Below are 14,892 nucleotides of genomic sequence, written 5' to 3'. Positions count from 1 at the left end.
TGCTTTATTTCTCCTGGGCGGCGGCGATGCTCACGCGCGCTTCGTCGGCAAGGTCTGCTGGATAGGGCGAGACGATGCGAGCCTTCTCGTCGATACCTGCCTTCCCGTCGGCGCCCGGCAGGACCTCGATGCCATTGGTGCCGCGAATGCCCGCTCGGATTTCGCGCCGCCGAGCCTTATCGCCGTCGACCATAAACACCTTGTTCCCATCCACCGCGACGGACGGGATCAACAGCGCATTTTTCGAAACGCGGATGACGATGTTCACGTCGGTCGACATGCCAATACGAAGCGGCGTATCGTCCGGCAGGCGGAAGCGGACGCGATAGGTCTTGGTTACCGGATCGCCCTTGGGCGTGATGCTGTCGACCACCGCTTCCAGGTTCTGCCTGGGGAACGCATCCGATTTAAGCAGCGCACGCTGGCCAACCTCGACCCGGGGAATGTCCTCCTCGTTGACCTCGGCGACCACCAGGAGCGGCTTCGGCTCGCCGACCCAGAACAACACCGTGCCGAGCTCGGCGACCTCACCCACCTCGCCGTCCTGCCTGAGCACGGCGCCGGCGCTCGGCGCGCGCAACACGTAAGTGTCAAGTCGCGCCTTCTGTCCGGCAACCAGCGCTTCGATTTGACCGAGCTCGCTTTGCGCACGATCGAGCGCCTGCTGGCTCGCCGCGCGCCTCTCGGCAAGCAACGTCAGCCGCCGGAGCTCTTCCTGGGCAAGCGCTTGACGCGCTTCGAGCTCGCCGAGCACGGCCCGTGCCTCGCTGTCGTCGAGCCTGGCGAGCACATCGCCTTGTGCAACCCTCGACCCCTCGCAATTACATTGCTCGATGATCCTCTCGCGGACCACGGGTGTCACCTTGGCCCAGGTTCGCGGCTCGACGGAGCCACTCGCGTAAACGATCTCCGCCGCGTCGCCGCGTTGTGGCGTCACGATCGAAACCGTGGCCGGCTGCCACATATACCACGCGCCGAAAGCAGCCGCCGCCACAAAAACGATGCCAATAATCCAGCGTATCCGTGGCAAGAAACTCTCCCTCCATTATCGAAACCGAACGTCGGGCGGCGGCAGACATAGCACTAGACCGACCGTCGGTCTATAAAAGTTGCATAAGGGAACGGTTCGTGCTCCTCTTGCTCGACCTGCATCGCGAGGATCGAATTTTTTGCCCAGAGTGATAAAGCCGCCGGAGATAAGAGCCGCCGAGCTCCTCGACTGCGCCCAGCGGCTATTCTTCGAGCAGGGCTACGACAACACGACAGTGAACGACATCATTCGCGAGGCCGGCCTGTCGAAGGGCGCGTTCTACCACTATTTCGCATCGAAAGAGGCGCTGCTGGAGGCGCTCGCCACACGTCTGGCGCGTGACAGTTTCACCGAGTTGCAACCCGCACTCAACGATCCGTTACTCGATGGGCTTGGCCGGCTCAATGCGCTCTTTGCCGGCTCGCGGCGCCTGAACGTCGAGCTTGCTCCGCAACTGCGCAAAACATTTTTCGTCCTGTTCCGGCCCGAGAATCTTGCCCTCTTCCATCGGGTCGACCAGGCGGCCAGGGAATTGGCGATGCCGATAATCACCGATCTGCTTAGAAAAGGAAGCGAGGAAGGCATCTTCGACGTGCCCGACCCGGAAGCTTTCGCGGAGATGTATTTGCAGCTGCGGCTGATCTTTCGCGATGTGATGCACCGCGCCTTGCTAAAGGCCGAGCAGGGCAATATCGACGAAGCGGCGCGACTGCTCGACGACCGGCTGCGGCTCTATGGCATCGCAATCGACCGGCTTTTGAAGCTACCCGATGGAACGATAGAAGCGGCGCAACCCGGGTTTGCCCGGGCTTTCCTCGAATCAGGCCCGTGATCAGCCGAGGAAGTGTTCGATCGCAGCATCGACGTGCAGATATTGCGACTGCGTCGCAAGCTCGAGGTAAACCCGAGCGAGCCTAATCTCATTGTCACCGAGCGGGGCGCTGGCTACCTGTTCGCAGCCTCAGTCGAGGTGCTGTGACTTTGCCGGAGGGGCGCCATGTTCATGGCAGATATGAACGTTCATCGCCTCATAGCATGCACGTTACCGATACTTTCGCCGCCCATCGGCAGCGCCATGTCGTCGTCGAGCAAGCGCGTGATGCGGGCGAAACCGGCAAAAGCCTTCCTTGCTTCCTCTGCCGACATCCTTCCCGCCAGAGCCGCGGAGCAGCAATTCACCGCACATTGATAGACGGGCCCACGCCGGCCTGTTGGCCACTTACGCAAGAAGTCCATCGCTTCGGCCACGCTACCAATTTCTGCGGCAGGACCGTTCTGCCCGCGCGAAATCCGCACAGGCGTAAAGAATTGCAGGCGATCCATCGTTTCCTCCCGGTCGATCGCAACATCTGATCGAACTGTATTAAACTGTCGGCTGGCCATTTGGTTCCGGCAAAGAGAGCCCGATGCTGAAGAAAGAAGTCGGGCTAAATACAAGCCTCTCACACTGCTCGACCAAAATCGAATCACCAAACGTGACAAACAAGCGACAAACCGTTGCGCCGCGTCGATAAGACCGATTCTCATTGAATATCTTTAAGGTCAAAGCCGGCAAATCAATCTGTTGCCGGTCCCCTTGCGTCAGGCTTAACCTGCACGGTCAACGCGTGAGGGCGCGTGCGGCCAACAAGGGGACATCGCAATGACCATACAAGGCGCATCACCTGACCTGTATAACGAGGATCTCGCTCCAGCCAAGGTTCGAAACTGGGGACCATTCTCCATTTTCAACGTCTGGACGTCGGACGTTCACAGCCTCTGGGGCTACTATCTGGCGGCAAGCCTGTTCCTGTTCTGCGGTGGCTTCGTCAACTTCATTATCGCCATCGGCATCGGTTCCATGATCATCTACGTGCTGATGAACATGGTCGGCTATGCCGGCGTGAAGACCGGAGTGCCCTACCCTGTCCTTGCTCGCGCTTCTTTCGGCATCTGGGGCGCCAACATACCGGCCTTGGTGCGCGCCATCGTCGCCTGCTTCTGGTACGGCGCACAGACGGCGGCCGCGTCCGGCGCGATCGTGGCGCTGCTGATCCGCTCGCAATGGTTCGCCGACTTTAACCAGAACACACATTTCCTCGGCCATACCGGCCTGGAGGTGATCTGCTTCGCGGTGGTCTGGGCGCTGCAGTTGCTGATTATCCAGAAAGGCATGGAAACGGTGCGGCGCTTCCAGGACTGGGCCGGTCCGGCGGTTTGGGTGATGATGCTGATCCTGGCGATCTACCTCTGTGTCAAGTCAGGGACTTTTGCTTTCACCAGCGACATCCCGATGGATGTGCTGCTCGAAAAGACCAAGGATGCGGGCGTGCCCGGCACGCCGGGCTCGTGGACTTCGCTGTTCGCGGTGGCGGCGATCTGGGTGACTTATTTCTCGGCGCTCTACCTCAACTTCTGCGATTTCGCCCGCTACGCGCCGGATAAGGCATCGCTGCGCAAGGGCAATATCTGGGGCCTGCCGGTCAATCTCATCCTGTTTTCGCTGGTCGCCGGCGTCACCACGATTGCCGCCTTCGACGTTTATGGCGAAGTGCTGCTGCATCCCGACCAGATATCGGCCAAGTTCGACAGCTGGTTCCTGGCGGCACTCGCGGCCCTGACCTTCGCCGTGGCGACGCTCGGCATCAACGTGGTGGCGAACTTCGTGTCGCCGGCATTCGATTTTTCCAACGTCTTTCCGCGGCAGATCGACTTCAAGAAGGGCGGCTACATCGCGGCGCTGATCGCGCTGGTGCTCTACCCCTTCGCGCCATGGGAAGGCAGCGCTGCCTCTTTCGTCAACATCATCGGCGCGACGATGGGACCGATCTTCGGTGTCATGATGGTCGACTATTACCTGATCCGGAAGGGCGAGGTCGACGTCGAGGCACTCTACAGGGAAGATGGCGAGTTCCGCTTCCAGAACGGTTGGCATGTCAACGCCTTCATCGCAGCCGGCATCGGCGCGATCTTCTCCTCGCTCCTGCCGAACTTCACCAACTGGCTGCCGTCGTGGTGGGGCGTCTACGGCTGGTTCTTTGGCGTAGCGATCGCAGGTGTCATCTACTATGTGCTGCGCACGATGGCACTCGGTGCCGGGGCCAGGATGGCGAAGGCTTGACGGATTCGGGGCGGCGCGAGCCGCCCCGTTTTACTTCACGACCATTTCCGCCAAGCGGCGCACTGTGTTCCAGTTGCGCGACGTGCCGACGCCGAGCCGTTTGTGGCTCGTTGCCGCAAGCAGTCGCGAACTTGGCCTTTCGCGGGAAAAGACGATCCAGATGTCGCCGCCGACCGCCTGCATCCTTTCATCCTTGCCGATATAGGCCTTCAGCGCTGCGACGCCTTCCGCCGGAGCGGGCTTGCGCATCACACGCACCGCCACTTGATCCGCGGCAGCAGCCGATTCGGACGGAAACGGATTGCTCGCCGCAAGTGCCAGCCAGTCATCCGCGCGGCGCACGATGATGTCGACATGGCGGCCGAATGTTCTTTCGAACGCCGTCTCCAGCCGGTGTTCGAGCGCGGCAATTTCTGTCTCTTTCGCCTCGAAGACCAGATTGCCGGTCGCTACCAGCGTGCGCGGGTTGTTCAGCCCCAGGTCGTCCGCCATGGCCCTGAGATCGGACATCACGACCCGGCGTCCTTCACCCAGGACAATGCTGTAGAGCAGCGCGACGTAAGTTTGCATGGTGCGGCCCGTCGGCCTTCTAGACCAGCCGCGACTGTTCCACCGCCGCCTCGATGAAACTGGCAAACAGCGGATGCGGGTCGAGGGGCCGGCTTTTCAGCTCGGGATGGTACTGCACGCCGATGAACCAGGGATGATCGGGGTATTCGACCGTTTCCGGCAGCACGCCGTCCGGCGACATGCCGGCAAAGACCAGGCCGCAATCTTCAAGCCGCTCCTTGTAGTCGACATTGACCTCATAGCGGTGGCGGTGGCGCTCGGAAATCTGCGTGTCTCCGTAGATGTCGGCGATTTTCGAGCCCTTGGCGAGGTCCGCCTGATAAGCGCCTAGCCGCATGGTGCCACCGAGATCGCCTGTCTCTCTGCGCTTCTCCAGCATGTTGCCTTTCAGCCATTCGGTCATCAGGCCAACAACCGGCTCCTCGGTCGGGCCGAATTCGGTCGAAGAGGCATGCTCGACGCCGGCCAGCGAACGCGCCGCCTCGATGCAGGCCATCTGCATGCCGAAGCAGATGCCGAAATACGGCACCTTTCGTTCGCGGGCGAACTTCGCCGCCAATATCTTGCCCTCCGCGCCGCGTTCGCCGAAGCCGCCGGGAACCAGAATGCCATGGACCTTCTCCAGCCACGGCGCCGGATCCTCCTTCTCGAATATCTCGCTCTCGATCCAGTCGAGCTTGACCTTGACGTGGTTGGCAAGGCCGCCATGCGACAGCGCCTCGATCAGCGATTTGTAGGCGTCCTTGAGGCCGGTGTATTTGCCGACGACGGCGATGGTCACCTCGCCTTCCGGATTGTGGATGCGATTGGACACCGCTTGCCAAGGCTCCATGCGCGGCTTTGGCGCCGGATCGATGCCGAAGGCGGCCAGCACTTCCGAATCCAGCCCTTCATTGTGATAGGCCATCGGCACGTCGTAGATGTGCGGCACGTCGAGTGCCTGGATGACCGCGCTTTCGCGCACGTTGCAAAACAGCGACAGTTTACGGCGCTCTTCCTTGGGAATGGGGCGATCGGCGCGGACCAGAAGAATGTCGGGCGCGATGCCGATGCCGCGCAACTCCTTGACCGAATGCTGGGTCGGCTTGGTCTTCAATTCGCCCGCCGTCGGAATGTACGGCATCAGGGTCAGATGGACGTAGACGGCGTTGTTGCGGGGCAGGTCGTTGCCGAGCTGGCGGATCGCCTCCAGGAACGGCATTGCCTCGATATCGCCGACGGTACCGCCGATCTCGCACAGGACGAAGTCGTAGTCGTCATTGCCGTTGAGGACGAAATTCTTGATCTCGTCGGTGACGTGCGGAATGACCTGTACGGTGGCGCCAAGATAGTCGCCGCGCCGCTCCCGCTCGATGATGTTCTTGTAGATGCGGCCGGTGGTGATGTTGTCCTGCTGGTTGGCCGAGCGGCCGGTGAAGCGCTCATAGTGGCCAAGATCGAGATCGGTCTCGGCGCCGTCGTCGGTCACGAAGACTTCGCCATGCTGGTATGGCGACATCGTGCCGGGATCGACGTTGAGATAGGGATCAAGCTTCTTTATGCGCGCGCGGTAACCCCGCGCCTGCAAGAGAGCCCCAAGGGCCGCTGCAGCGATGCCTTTTCCAAGTGAGGAAACCACGCCGCCTGTGATGAATACATATCGCGCCATGGGAGTCATCGCTTAACGCGGCCGAATTGATTCCGCCAGAGAAAAAAGCGCCGCGAAGGCTTTTTCCCAAGAAGGCGTGACGGGCGAGCAAAAAACAAAAGGGCCGGCGAAGCCGGCCCTTCGGCAGTATCGTTTAAAACGTCAGATGATGACGACCTTGGTGCCGACTTTCACCCTGCGGTAGAGATCCATGACATGCTCGTTGATCATGCGGAAGCAGCCATTGGAGGCGCTCGTTCCGATCGACTGCGGCGCGATGGTTCCGTGAATGCGCAGATGTGTGTCCTTCTTACCCTCATAGAGATAGATGGCGCGCGCGCCGAGCGGGTTGTCGCCGCCGCCGGGCATGCCGTCCTTGTACCGCCCATAATTCTTCGGCTCGCGCTTCTGCATGTCGAGCGTTGGGATCCAGCGCGGCCATTCCTGCTTATCGCCAACTGCGACCGTGCCCTTGAACTGCAAGCCCTCACGGCCGACGGCGATGGCGTAGCGGCGGGCGGTCGACGAGGATTCGACGAGATAGAGGCGGCGCGCGCCCGTATCGATGACGATGGTGCCGGGATTGTAGCCGGTGAACTCCACGCTCTGCGGCACGAACTCCGGCTTTACCGTGAACTGTTTTTTGGCTTCCTTCCTGGCGAGTGCGGCGTCAAGAGCGCGCGTCTCGGGGAGCAGCGACATCGAAGAGGACGAGGCGTTGCCGCCGAACAGGCCTGCAAACAGCCCGACGCTCTGCGGTTTCTGTCCGATCGCCTCGCTGCGCAATTCGCCATTGTTGCGGACCAGCGCAACGTTCATGGCCTCGGCGGAAACTGGTTCGGCCGACTGGATCGGTATGAGGGGTTGAACCGGTTCGATGATCTTGACGGCCTTGTTCTTAGCAGGCTTGACGTCAGCCGGCTGGGCAGCAGGCTTATCTTTCTGGGCAAGGCCCTTCTTGGCAAGAAATGCCTGCCGTTCCGCGTCGGCCTTGGCTTTGGCCGCCTCGCGCATCGCCAGCTTCCTGGCCTCGATCGCCTTAGCTCGAGCGGCCTCCTTGTCGGCGGCGATCTTGGCTTCGAGCTTGCCGATCTGGGCAAGATCGTCCGAAGTCGGCTTTTTCTTCTTCTTGAGGAGCCTAAGTTGCGCCGTATCGCTTTTGGCGGCGACGTTGACGACATCCGTTGTCACTGCGGCCTTAGAGGCCGAATTGCCCGCCGGCATGGCCGCGTAAGCGGGCGCACCAAGGCTGAGCGCGGCACAAAGGCCGGCTAAAATGAAGCTGCGAAGCTGCATGGCGAAGATCCGATCGTTCAATGCTTGTTGCCCACGGCGTCGGCGTCCCCCAAGGACCCCAAAAGTGCCGCGCGCAATCTATAATCGATTAATCGAAGTCGCCTCAAGCGCCGCGTCGTGCCGTGCCCGGTCGAATCTGCGTGATCGTGCGGCATTTGCCGCGACTGTGTTCAAACAACAACAGATCGCGGCGCCGGACGTCCGTTGATTACTGGTTTGGAACCTGCGGCGTCACCGGCGCCGTGGCGCCGTTTGTGGCCGGCGGCGTAGTCGAATCCGCGGCAGGCGGCGCAGTGGGAGCCGGCGCTGCTGCATCATTGCCGGAAGGCGGCGTCGGTGCCGTGTTGCCGGAAGGCGGCGCAGGCGCCGTAGTGCCAGGCAACTGGTTGAGCACGCCACCGCCCGCGCCGTTCGCCGCCGGCACGCGATCGAGAATATCGATCGGCTTCTCGCCGTAACGGGCGATGATCGACAGCGTCAGCGAGGTGACGAAGAAAGCCGCCGCCAGGATCGCCGTCGCCCGTGTCAACGCGTTGGCAGCGCCGCGCGCGGTCATGAAGCCCGATCCGCCGCCGATGCCGAGGCCGCCGCCTTCGGAGCGCTGCAGCAGCACGACGCCGACAAGAGCGAGCACGACCATGAGGTGGACGACGATCAGTACGGTTTCCATAGTTTATCCTGGCAAAGCCTTGCGCGGCCGTGGATACGACCGGTGATTTGGAGGCGGCTCAATACAATGCTTTGATGACATTTCCAAGCCCGCAGCCGGAATATGGGAAGCAATGCGCCCTTTGCAACGATTTCCGCTGCGGCACCGCCTATCCCAGCCCGACAGGGCTGGGTGCTACGAGATATTTCGATAGGCTTCGGCGATGCCGAGAAAGTCCGCCGCCTTCAGACTTGCGCCGCCGACCAGCGCGCCGTCGACATTTTTCACGCCAAGCAGTTCGACGGCGTTCGACGGCTTGACCGAGCCACCATAGAGAATGCGCATCTTCGCCGCTGCGCTGCCAAGCTTTTCCGACAGTTTTTCGCGGATATGCGCGTGCGCCTCGGTAACGTCGGCGGCGGTCGGCGTCAGTCCTGTGCCGATCGCCCATACCGGCTCGTAGGCGATGACGGTATTCGACGCCGTGGCGTTGGGCGGCACTGAGCCGGCGATCTGGCGCGACAGCACGTCGAGCGTAGCGCCCGCTTCGCGTTCGGCTCTCGTCTCGCCGATGCAGATGATCGCCACCAGCCCGGCACGCCACGCAGCGGACGCCTTGGCCTGAACGATGGCGTCGTCCTCGTTGTTATCGGCACGACGTTCGGAATGACCGACGATGACGTGGCTGGCGCCCGCATCCTTCAGCATCTCGGCCGAAATACAGCCGGTATGGGCGCCGCTCTCCTTGGTGTGGCAATCTTCGCCACCGGCCCGGACCGGCGTGCGCGACAAAATCTCCGCGGCGTGCGCAAGCAGGGTCGCCGGAAGGCAGACCAGCGCTTCGGTCTCAGCATCGAGCCCGCTCATGAAGCCGTTGCCGATCATCCTGAGTTCGTTGAGCGAGGCACTGGTGCCGTTCATTTTCCAGTTGCCTGCGACCAGCGGGCGGATTCCTGGCGTCATGGGATTTGCTTCTCCGGGCAATATTCGGCTGCGTCCTCACTAGCAAACTCAGCCCACAAAGCAATCGACAGTGGGCCGGAAGGACGCTATTGCGCTTGTTTCAGACTCGGCGCATGCGAAAATGCGCAAAAATCGGAAGTGACCATGCTTGGTATCTTGAGAAACGCGGCGGGGACCTGGGTCGCGAAGGCACTGCTGATATTGTTGGTGTTGAGTTTCCTCGTCTGGGGCATTTCCGGGCAGGTGGCGGGTGGTTTTGCAGGTCACGACGCGGTTATCACGGCCGGAGGCACCAAAGTGTCGATCAACGAGTACCGCCTCGCCTATGATCGCCAGATCAGCGTGATGTCGCAGCAATTCGGCCAGCGCATCAGCCGCGAGCAGGCGACGGCGCTTGGCCTCGACAACCAGGTCCTGGCGCAACTCGTGTCGGGTGCAGTCCTCGATGAGCAGGCCCGCAAGCTCGGGCTTGGACTGTCCAAGGACCGGCTGGCCCAGCTCACCCATGAAGACCCGGCCTTCAAGGGTCCCGGCGGCAGATTCGACAGGAGAACGTTCGAATACATTCTGCAACAGGTCGGTATGCGGCCGGAAGACTATCTGAAGAATCGCGCCCAGGAAGCTGTGCGCCAGCAGATCGTCGAGGCGGTTTCGGACGGACTCAAGGTTCCGGATACCTTCTTCAAGGCGGTGGCACTCTATCGTGGAGAGGACCGCACCATCGACTATGTGACCTTACCGAAATCGCTGGTCGAGCCGATTGAAGCGCCATCCGACAGCGCGCTTTCGGCCTATTTCGAGGAAAACAAGAAGACTTATGCGGCGCCCGAATACCGCAAATTCTCCTATGTCAGGCTCGAGCCGGAAGACATTATGGATCTGAGCGCCGTGACCGACCAACAGGTCAGCGAGGACTACAACAAGAACAAGGGGCGCTATACCACGCCGGAAACGCGCACCATCGAACAGCTCGTGTTCAAGACGCCTGATGCCGCGAAGGCAGCGCTCGATTCACTCAGGACCGGCGCAACTTTCGACAAGATCGTTGCCGCCGAGGGTAAGACGCAAGCCGACACGCTGCTCGGCACGCTGACTAAGGACAAGATCGCCGACAAGGCGGTGGCAGACGCCGCCTTCGCGCTAAACGCCAACGAGGTCAGCCCGGTCGTTCAGGGCGCTTTTGGTCCGGTGCTGCTGCGCGTCACCGACATCAAGCCCGAAGTGGTGAAGCCGCTGGCCGAAGTGTCGGCTGAGATCCGCAAGGATCTGGCGCTGAGCGAGGCGAGCCGCATTCTGCTTGATGTGCATGACAATTACGAAGATATGCGTGCTTCGGGCAGCACGCTCGCGCAAGCGGCCGAAAAACTGAAGCTTAAGGTCGTCACCATTGACGCGATCGATCGCACCGGCCAGAGGCCGGACGGCACCATCGTCAACGACCTGCCGGAATCGCCGGATCTCATCAAGGCGGTGTTCGATGCCGAACCCGGCGCCGAGAATCCCGACCTCACCACCGCCGGCAACGGCTTCGTGTTTTACGAGGTGGATTCAATCACGCCGGCCCGCGACCGCACGCTGGATGAAGTCCGCCAGAAGGTAGTGGCCGACTGGACGGCGACGGAAACGACCAAGCGGCTCACCGCAAAGGCCAACGAACTCGAAAAGCGTCTCGATGCCGGCGCCACGCTCGATGTGATCGCGAGCGAGCTCAAGCTCGAGAAGCAGACCAAGCGCGGCGTCAAGCGCGAGGCGGACGACGTCGATTTCGGAAAGGAAGGGGCGGCTGCGATGTTCGGCGAGGGCGAAGGCGGGACCGGGTTGATCCCCTCGCCCACTGGCGACGGACAGATCCTGTTCAAGATCGCCGAAGTCTTCGAGCCTGCCGGAGCCGACGCCAGCTCGGTACCGGACGACGCGCAGAAATCCTTCACCTCCGGAATGTCCGGCGACCTGCTCGACCAGTTGGTGGCGCAGTTGCAGACGCAATACGACGTTCGCATCGACCAGACCGCCGTTGCACAAGCCCTGACCAGATGAGCGCACTCAAGTCCCATATCGCCAAGGTCGCGGCCGGCAACGCCCTTTCCTTCGAGGAGGCGCGGGAGGCCTTCGACATCATCATGTCGGGCGACGCGACACCCGGCCAGATCGGCGGCTTCCTGATGGCGCTGCGCGTGCGCGGCGAGACGGTGAGTGAGATTTCCGGCGCCGTCGCCACTATGCGCGCCAAGATGCTGCGTGTCGAAGCGCCCGCTGGCGCCATCGACATCGTCGGCACCGGCGGCGACAATTCGCACAGCGTCAACATCTCGACCGCATCCGCCTTCGTCATCGCCGCCTGCGGGGTGCCGGTGGCCAAGCACGGCAACCGCGGACTGTCCTCGCAGACCGGCGCCGCCGACGTGCTGACAGCGCTCGGCGTCAAGATCGATATCCCGCCGGAAACGATCGGCCGCTGTATCCACGATGCAGGCGTCGGCTTCATGTTCGCGCCGGCGCATCATCCGGCGATGAAGCATGTCGGCCCGACCCGCGTCGAGCTCGGCACCCGCACCATCTTCAACCTGCTTGGTCCGCTCTCCAATCCGGCCGGTGTCGCCAGACAGATGGTCGGCGTGTTCTTGCCGGAGTGGATCATGCCGGTGGCCGAGACGTTGAAGGCGCTGGGCGCCGACCACGCCTGGGTCGCCCATGGCGACGGCTATGACGAGATTACCACCACCGGTGAAACCCAAGTGGCCGAACTGGTCGGCGGCGAGATCCGCAGCTTTACGCTGACCCCGGAAGCGGTCGGGCTGAAGCGTCACACCAAGGACGAATTGCGCGGCGGCGACGCCGCCTACAACGCCCAGGCGATGCGCGACATGCTGGGCGGCGCTGCCGGCGCTTTTCGCGATACGGTGCTGATGAACGCCGGCGCCGGACTGGTGGTCGCGGGCAAGGTAACGACGCTTGCCGACGGCATGGCGACGGCAGCGCAAGCCATCGACAGCGGCCGCGCGCTGCAAGTGCTCGACCGGCTGGTCGAGATTTCGAACGGATAGAGCCGTGTCTGACATTCTGCGCAAGATCGAGGCCTACAAGCGCGACGAGATCGCGGCGGCAAAGGCGCGCGTGCCGCTTGCCGAGATCAAGGCGCAGGCGAAGGACGCCGATGCGCCACGCGGCTTTCTCGCGGCCCTTGAAGCCAAGCGCAAATCCGGCAGCTTCGCGCTGATCGCCGAGATCAAGAAGGCGAGCCCGTCCAAGGGTCTGATCCGCGCCGATTTCGATCCGCCGGTACTGGCCAGGGCCTATGCGAAGGGTGGTGCCGCCTGCCTTTCGGTGCTGACCGACGCGCCGTCCTTCCAGGGTGCGCCTGAATTCCTCACCGATGCGCGTAACGCCGTGACGCTGCCCGCTTTGCGCAAGGATTTTCTGTTTGAGCCTTATCAGGTGTTCGAAGCCCGCGCGTGGGGCGCGGATGCCATCCTGATCATCATGGCGAGCGTCGATGATGCCGTGGCCAGGGAGCTCGAAACGACGGCTTTCGAACTCGGCATGGACGCGCTGGTCGAGGTGCATGACGAGGTCGAGACGGAACGCGCGCTGAAACTGTCGTCACGGCTGATCGGCATCAACAACCGCAATCTCCGGACGTTCGAAACCAGTCTCGATACTTCGGAGCGGCTCGCGGCGATGGTGCCGGGCGACCGCCTGCTGGTCAGCGAGAGCGGTATTTTCTCGCACGAGGACTGCCGCAGGCTGGAAAAAAGCGACATCGACACCTTCCTTGTCGGCGAGAGCCTGATGCGGCAACAGGACGTGGCCGCCGCAACGCACCTGCTTTTGACGGGCAAGGCGCCGGCCGAGGCCGTCTGACGATGACGGCCGCCCTCACCCATCTTGGCGCGAAAGGCGAGGCCAACATGGTCGATGTCGGCGACAAGGCGGAGACGACGCGCACGGCGATCGCCGAGGGTTTTGTCTCGATGCTGCCCGAGACGCTGAAAATGATCCTCGATGGTGATGCCAAGAAAGGCGACGTGCTGGGTACGGCTCGCATCGCCGGCATCATGGCGGCCAAGAGGACTCATGAGCTGATTCCGCTCTGCCACCCGCTGCTGTTGACCAAGATATCCGTCGACATCGAACCGGACGCGACGCTGCCCGGCCTGAAGGTCACGGCGTTGGCCCGCGTCACCGGTAAGACCGGCGTCGAGATGGAGGCGCTGACTGCCGTCTCGGTCGCTTGCCTGACCATTTACGATATGGCCAAGGCGGCCGACCGCGCCATGGTGATCTCGGGCATTAGGCTGGTGGAAAAGACCGGCGGCAAATCCGGCGACTACAAAGCGGGCGCCCAGGGGACAGGCCGATAATGGCGCTGCTTCCGGTCGCCGAGGCGCTAGAGCGTCTGCTTGACGATGCTGCGCCCTTGCAAGCTGAAAGCATCGCCCTGATGGACGCCGCCGACCGCGTGCTGGCGGGGCCGCTCATGGCGCTCCGCACACAGCCGCCCTTCAACGCGTCCGCCATGGACGGCTATGCCGCGCGGGCCGAGGATGTCGCGTCAGTGCCGGCAACACTTTCGGTGATCGGCATGGCGCCGGCCGGACGCGGCTTTGCCGGAACAGTCGGCCCGACGCAGGCCGTGCGCATCTTTACCGGCGCGCCGCTTCCCGCAGGCGCCGATACCATCGTCATCCAGGAGAATGTCCGCGACCTCGGCGGCGGCAGCATCGAAGTGACCGCGCCGACGGTTGAAGGCCGCAACATTCGACGCCTCGGGCTCGATTTCTCGAAGGGCGACGTCCTGCTGGAGAAAGGTCGCCTGCTTGATCCGGCGGCGTTGTCGCTGGCGGCGTCGGCCAACCACCCGCAGGTCAGCGTGGTGAAACGGCCGCTGGTCGCCATCATCGCTACCGGCGACGAATTGCTGCCGCCTGGCAGCGAGCCTGGCCCCGACCAGATCATCTCGTCAAATGCCTATGGCGTCGCCGCCGCTGCTCGCTTGGTCGGCGCCGACGCGCTCGATCTCGGCATCGCCTCCGACCGCAAGGAGGCGATCGCCGCGCTGGTGAAAAAAGCGGTCGATGCAGGAGCCGACGTCATCGTCACGCTGGGCGGCGCCTCAGTCGGCGACCACGACCTTGTGCATGACGTGCTGACTGGCGAAGGCATGACGCTCGATTTCTGGAAGATCGCCATGCGACCGGGCAAACCGCTGATGTTCGGCCGGCTGGGCGACATCCGCTGCATCGGCCTGCCTGGCAATCCAGTGGCGAGCCTGGTCTGCACACAGCTTTTCCTGAAGCCGTTGCTTGCGCGGCTCGGCGGCCGCGCCTACCGGCAGGACATGCGTCAGGCGCGGCTCGGCGCCGCCATTCCGGCCAACGATCTCAGGCAGGACTATGTACGCGCGGTGGTGAAGGAAGACGCCGGCACGCTAACGGCGACGCCGTTCGGCATCCAGGATTCCTCGATGCTCAGGATGCTGGCCGACGCGAACGGGCTGATCGTGCGTGAGCCATTTGCACCCCCAGCCGCGACAGGCGCCGCCTGCAGCGTGCTGATGTTACGCTGAACAAACCGTCAACGCATTCATTAAACTTTAAACAGTTGCGGAACACAACTGGAACAGATAGTGTTTGTTCTGGGTTTGTTTTTCTGATTCT

14 protein-coding genes and 1 pseudogene are annotated in these 14,892 nt (G+C 62.5%); 8 read left to right on the top strand and 7 right to left on the bottom strand.

Annotated elements, in window-relative coordinates:
• Nucleotides 1-4: 4 nt before the first annotated feature.
• Nucleotides 5-964 (bottom strand): efflux RND transporter periplasmic adaptor subunit, encoded by a 960-nt coding sequence (locus NKH73_RS07790; RefSeq protein ID WP_502893880.1) that lies wholly within the window; start codon nucleotides 962-964, stop codon nucleotides 5-7.
• Between the two features lie 205 nt (nucleotides 965-1,169).
• Here NKH73_RS07790 and NKH73_RS07785 point away from each other — a divergent pair, with 205 nt between their 5' ends.
• Together NKH73_RS07785 and NKH73_RS07780 are read left to right on the top strand one after the other, a co-directional pair.
• Nucleotides 1,170-1,862 carry a TetR/AcrR family transcriptional regulator gene (locus NKH73_RS07785; protein WP_352929945.1) on the top strand — a complete coding sequence of 231 codons (693 nt, stop codon included), beginning with the start codon at nucleotides 1,170-1,172 and terminating at the stop codon, nucleotides 1,860-1,862.
• Nucleotides 1,863-1,868: 6 nt separating this feature from the next.
• A pseudogene (locus NKH73_RS07780) lies at nucleotides 1,869-2,009 on the top strand (winged helix-turn-helix domain-containing protein); the annotation flags it as partial.
• Between the two features lie 41 nt (nucleotides 2,010-2,050).
• On the opposite strand, the gene NKH73_RS32565 reads toward NKH73_RS07780, so the two are convergent.
• On the bottom strand, nucleotides 2,051-2,557 hold the full coding sequence (locus NKH73_RS32565; RefSeq protein ID WP_502893878.1) for a DUF982 domain-containing protein: 507 nt from the start codon (nucleotides 2,555-2,557) through the stop codon (nucleotides 2,051-2,053).
• A gap of 115 nt (nucleotides 2,558-2,672) precedes the next feature.
• Here NKH73_RS32565 and NKH73_RS07770 point away from each other — a divergent pair, with 115 nt between their 5' ends.
• Nucleotides 2,673-4,130 carry an NCS1 family nucleobase:cation symporter-1 gene (locus NKH73_RS07770; protein WP_352929942.1) on the top strand — a complete coding sequence of 486 codons (1,458 nt, stop codon included), beginning with the start codon at nucleotides 2,673-2,675 and terminating at the stop codon, nucleotides 4,128-4,130.
• 30 nt (nucleotides 4,131-4,160) lie between these two features.
• On the opposite strand, the gene NKH73_RS07765 is transcribed toward NKH73_RS07770, so the two are convergent.
• From NKH73_RS07765 to tpiA, 5 genes are all read right to left on the bottom strand, one after another.
• Nucleotides 4,161-4,700, bottom strand: coding sequence for a DUF1697 domain-containing protein (locus NKH73_RS07765; protein WP_352929939.1), 540 nt, complete (start codon nucleotides 4,698-4,700; stop codon nucleotides 4,161-4,163).
• Nucleotides 4,701-4,719: 19 nt separating this feature from the next.
• Nucleotides 4,720-6,357: a CTP synthase gene (gene pyrG, locus NKH73_RS07760; RefSeq protein ID WP_352929938.1), complete on the bottom strand. Its 1,638-nt coding sequence runs from the start codon at nucleotides 6,355-6,357 to the stop codon at nucleotides 4,720-4,722.
• Between the two features lie 132 nt (nucleotides 6,358-6,489).
• Entirely contained in the window at nucleotides 6,490-7,623 is a 1,134-nt protein-coding gene (locus NKH73_RS07755; RefSeq protein ID WP_352930735.1) for a L,D-transpeptidase, read from the bottom strand.
• A gap of 208 nt (nucleotides 7,624-7,831) precedes the next feature.
• Nucleotides 7,832-8,293: a preprotein translocase subunit SecG gene (secG, locus tag NKH73_RS07750; protein ID WP_352929935.1), complete on the bottom strand. Its 462-nt coding sequence runs from the start codon at nucleotides 8,291-8,293 to the stop codon at nucleotides 7,832-7,834.
• A gap of 174 nt (nucleotides 8,294-8,467) precedes the next feature.
• A complete protein-coding gene (gene tpiA, locus NKH73_RS07745) occupies nucleotides 8,468-9,235 on the bottom strand; it encodes a triose-phosphate isomerase (protein WP_352929932.1) in 768 nt (255 codons plus the stop codon).
• Between the two features lie 144 nt (nucleotides 9,236-9,379).
• Here tpiA and NKH73_RS07740 point away from each other — a divergent pair, with 144 nt between their 5' ends.
• The 5 genes from NKH73_RS07740 to NKH73_RS07720 are packed head-to-tail and all read left to right on the top strand — an operon-like array spanning nucleotide 9,380 to nucleotide 14,801.
• Nucleotides 9,380-11,272: a SurA N-terminal domain-containing protein gene (locus NKH73_RS07740; RefSeq protein ID WP_352929929.1), complete on the top strand. Its 1,893-nt coding sequence runs from the start codon at nucleotides 9,380-9,382 to the stop codon at nucleotides 11,270-11,272.
• A complete protein-coding gene (gene trpD / locus NKH73_RS07735; RefSeq protein WP_352929926.1) occupies nucleotides 11,269-12,279 on the top strand; it encodes an anthranilate phosphoribosyltransferase in 1,011 nt (336 codons plus the stop codon). The genes NKH73_RS07740 and trpD overlap by 4 nt, the downstream gene beginning before the upstream one ends.
• 4 nt (nucleotides 12,280-12,283) lie before the next feature.
• Complete coding sequence (trpC, locus tag NKH73_RS07730) at nucleotides 12,284-13,096, top strand: indole-3-glycerol phosphate synthase TrpC (protein ID WP_352929923.1); 813 nt, start codon at nucleotides 12,284-12,286, stop codon at nucleotides 13,094-13,096.
• A 2-nt stretch (nucleotides 13,097-13,098) separates the two neighbouring features.
• Nucleotides 13,099-13,596 carry a cyclic pyranopterin monophosphate synthase MoaC gene (gene moaC, locus NKH73_RS07725; protein ID WP_352929920.1) on the top strand — a complete coding sequence of 166 codons (498 nt, stop codon included), beginning with the start codon at nucleotides 13,099-13,101 and terminating at the stop codon, nucleotides 13,594-13,596.
• Nucleotides 13,596-14,801, top strand: a complete 1,206-nt coding sequence (locus NKH73_RS07720) for a molybdopterin molybdotransferase MoeA (RefSeq protein ID WP_352929917.1) — start codon at nucleotides 13,596-13,598, stop codon at nucleotides 14,799-14,801. Before moaC ends, NKH73_RS07720 begins: the two co-directional genes overlap by 1 nt.
• The last annotated feature ends 91 nt before the right edge of the window (nucleotides 14,802-14,892 follow it).

Source organism: Mesorhizobium sp. M0938 (assembly GCF_040319125.1).
Classification (GTDB): domain Bacteria; phylum Pseudomonadota; class Alphaproteobacteria; order Rhizobiales; family Rhizobiaceae; genus Mesorhizobium; species Mesorhizobium robiniae.
The sequence above is the reverse complement of the archived record's forward strand: the minus strand, read 5'-3'. Positions and strand labels throughout refer to the sequence as shown.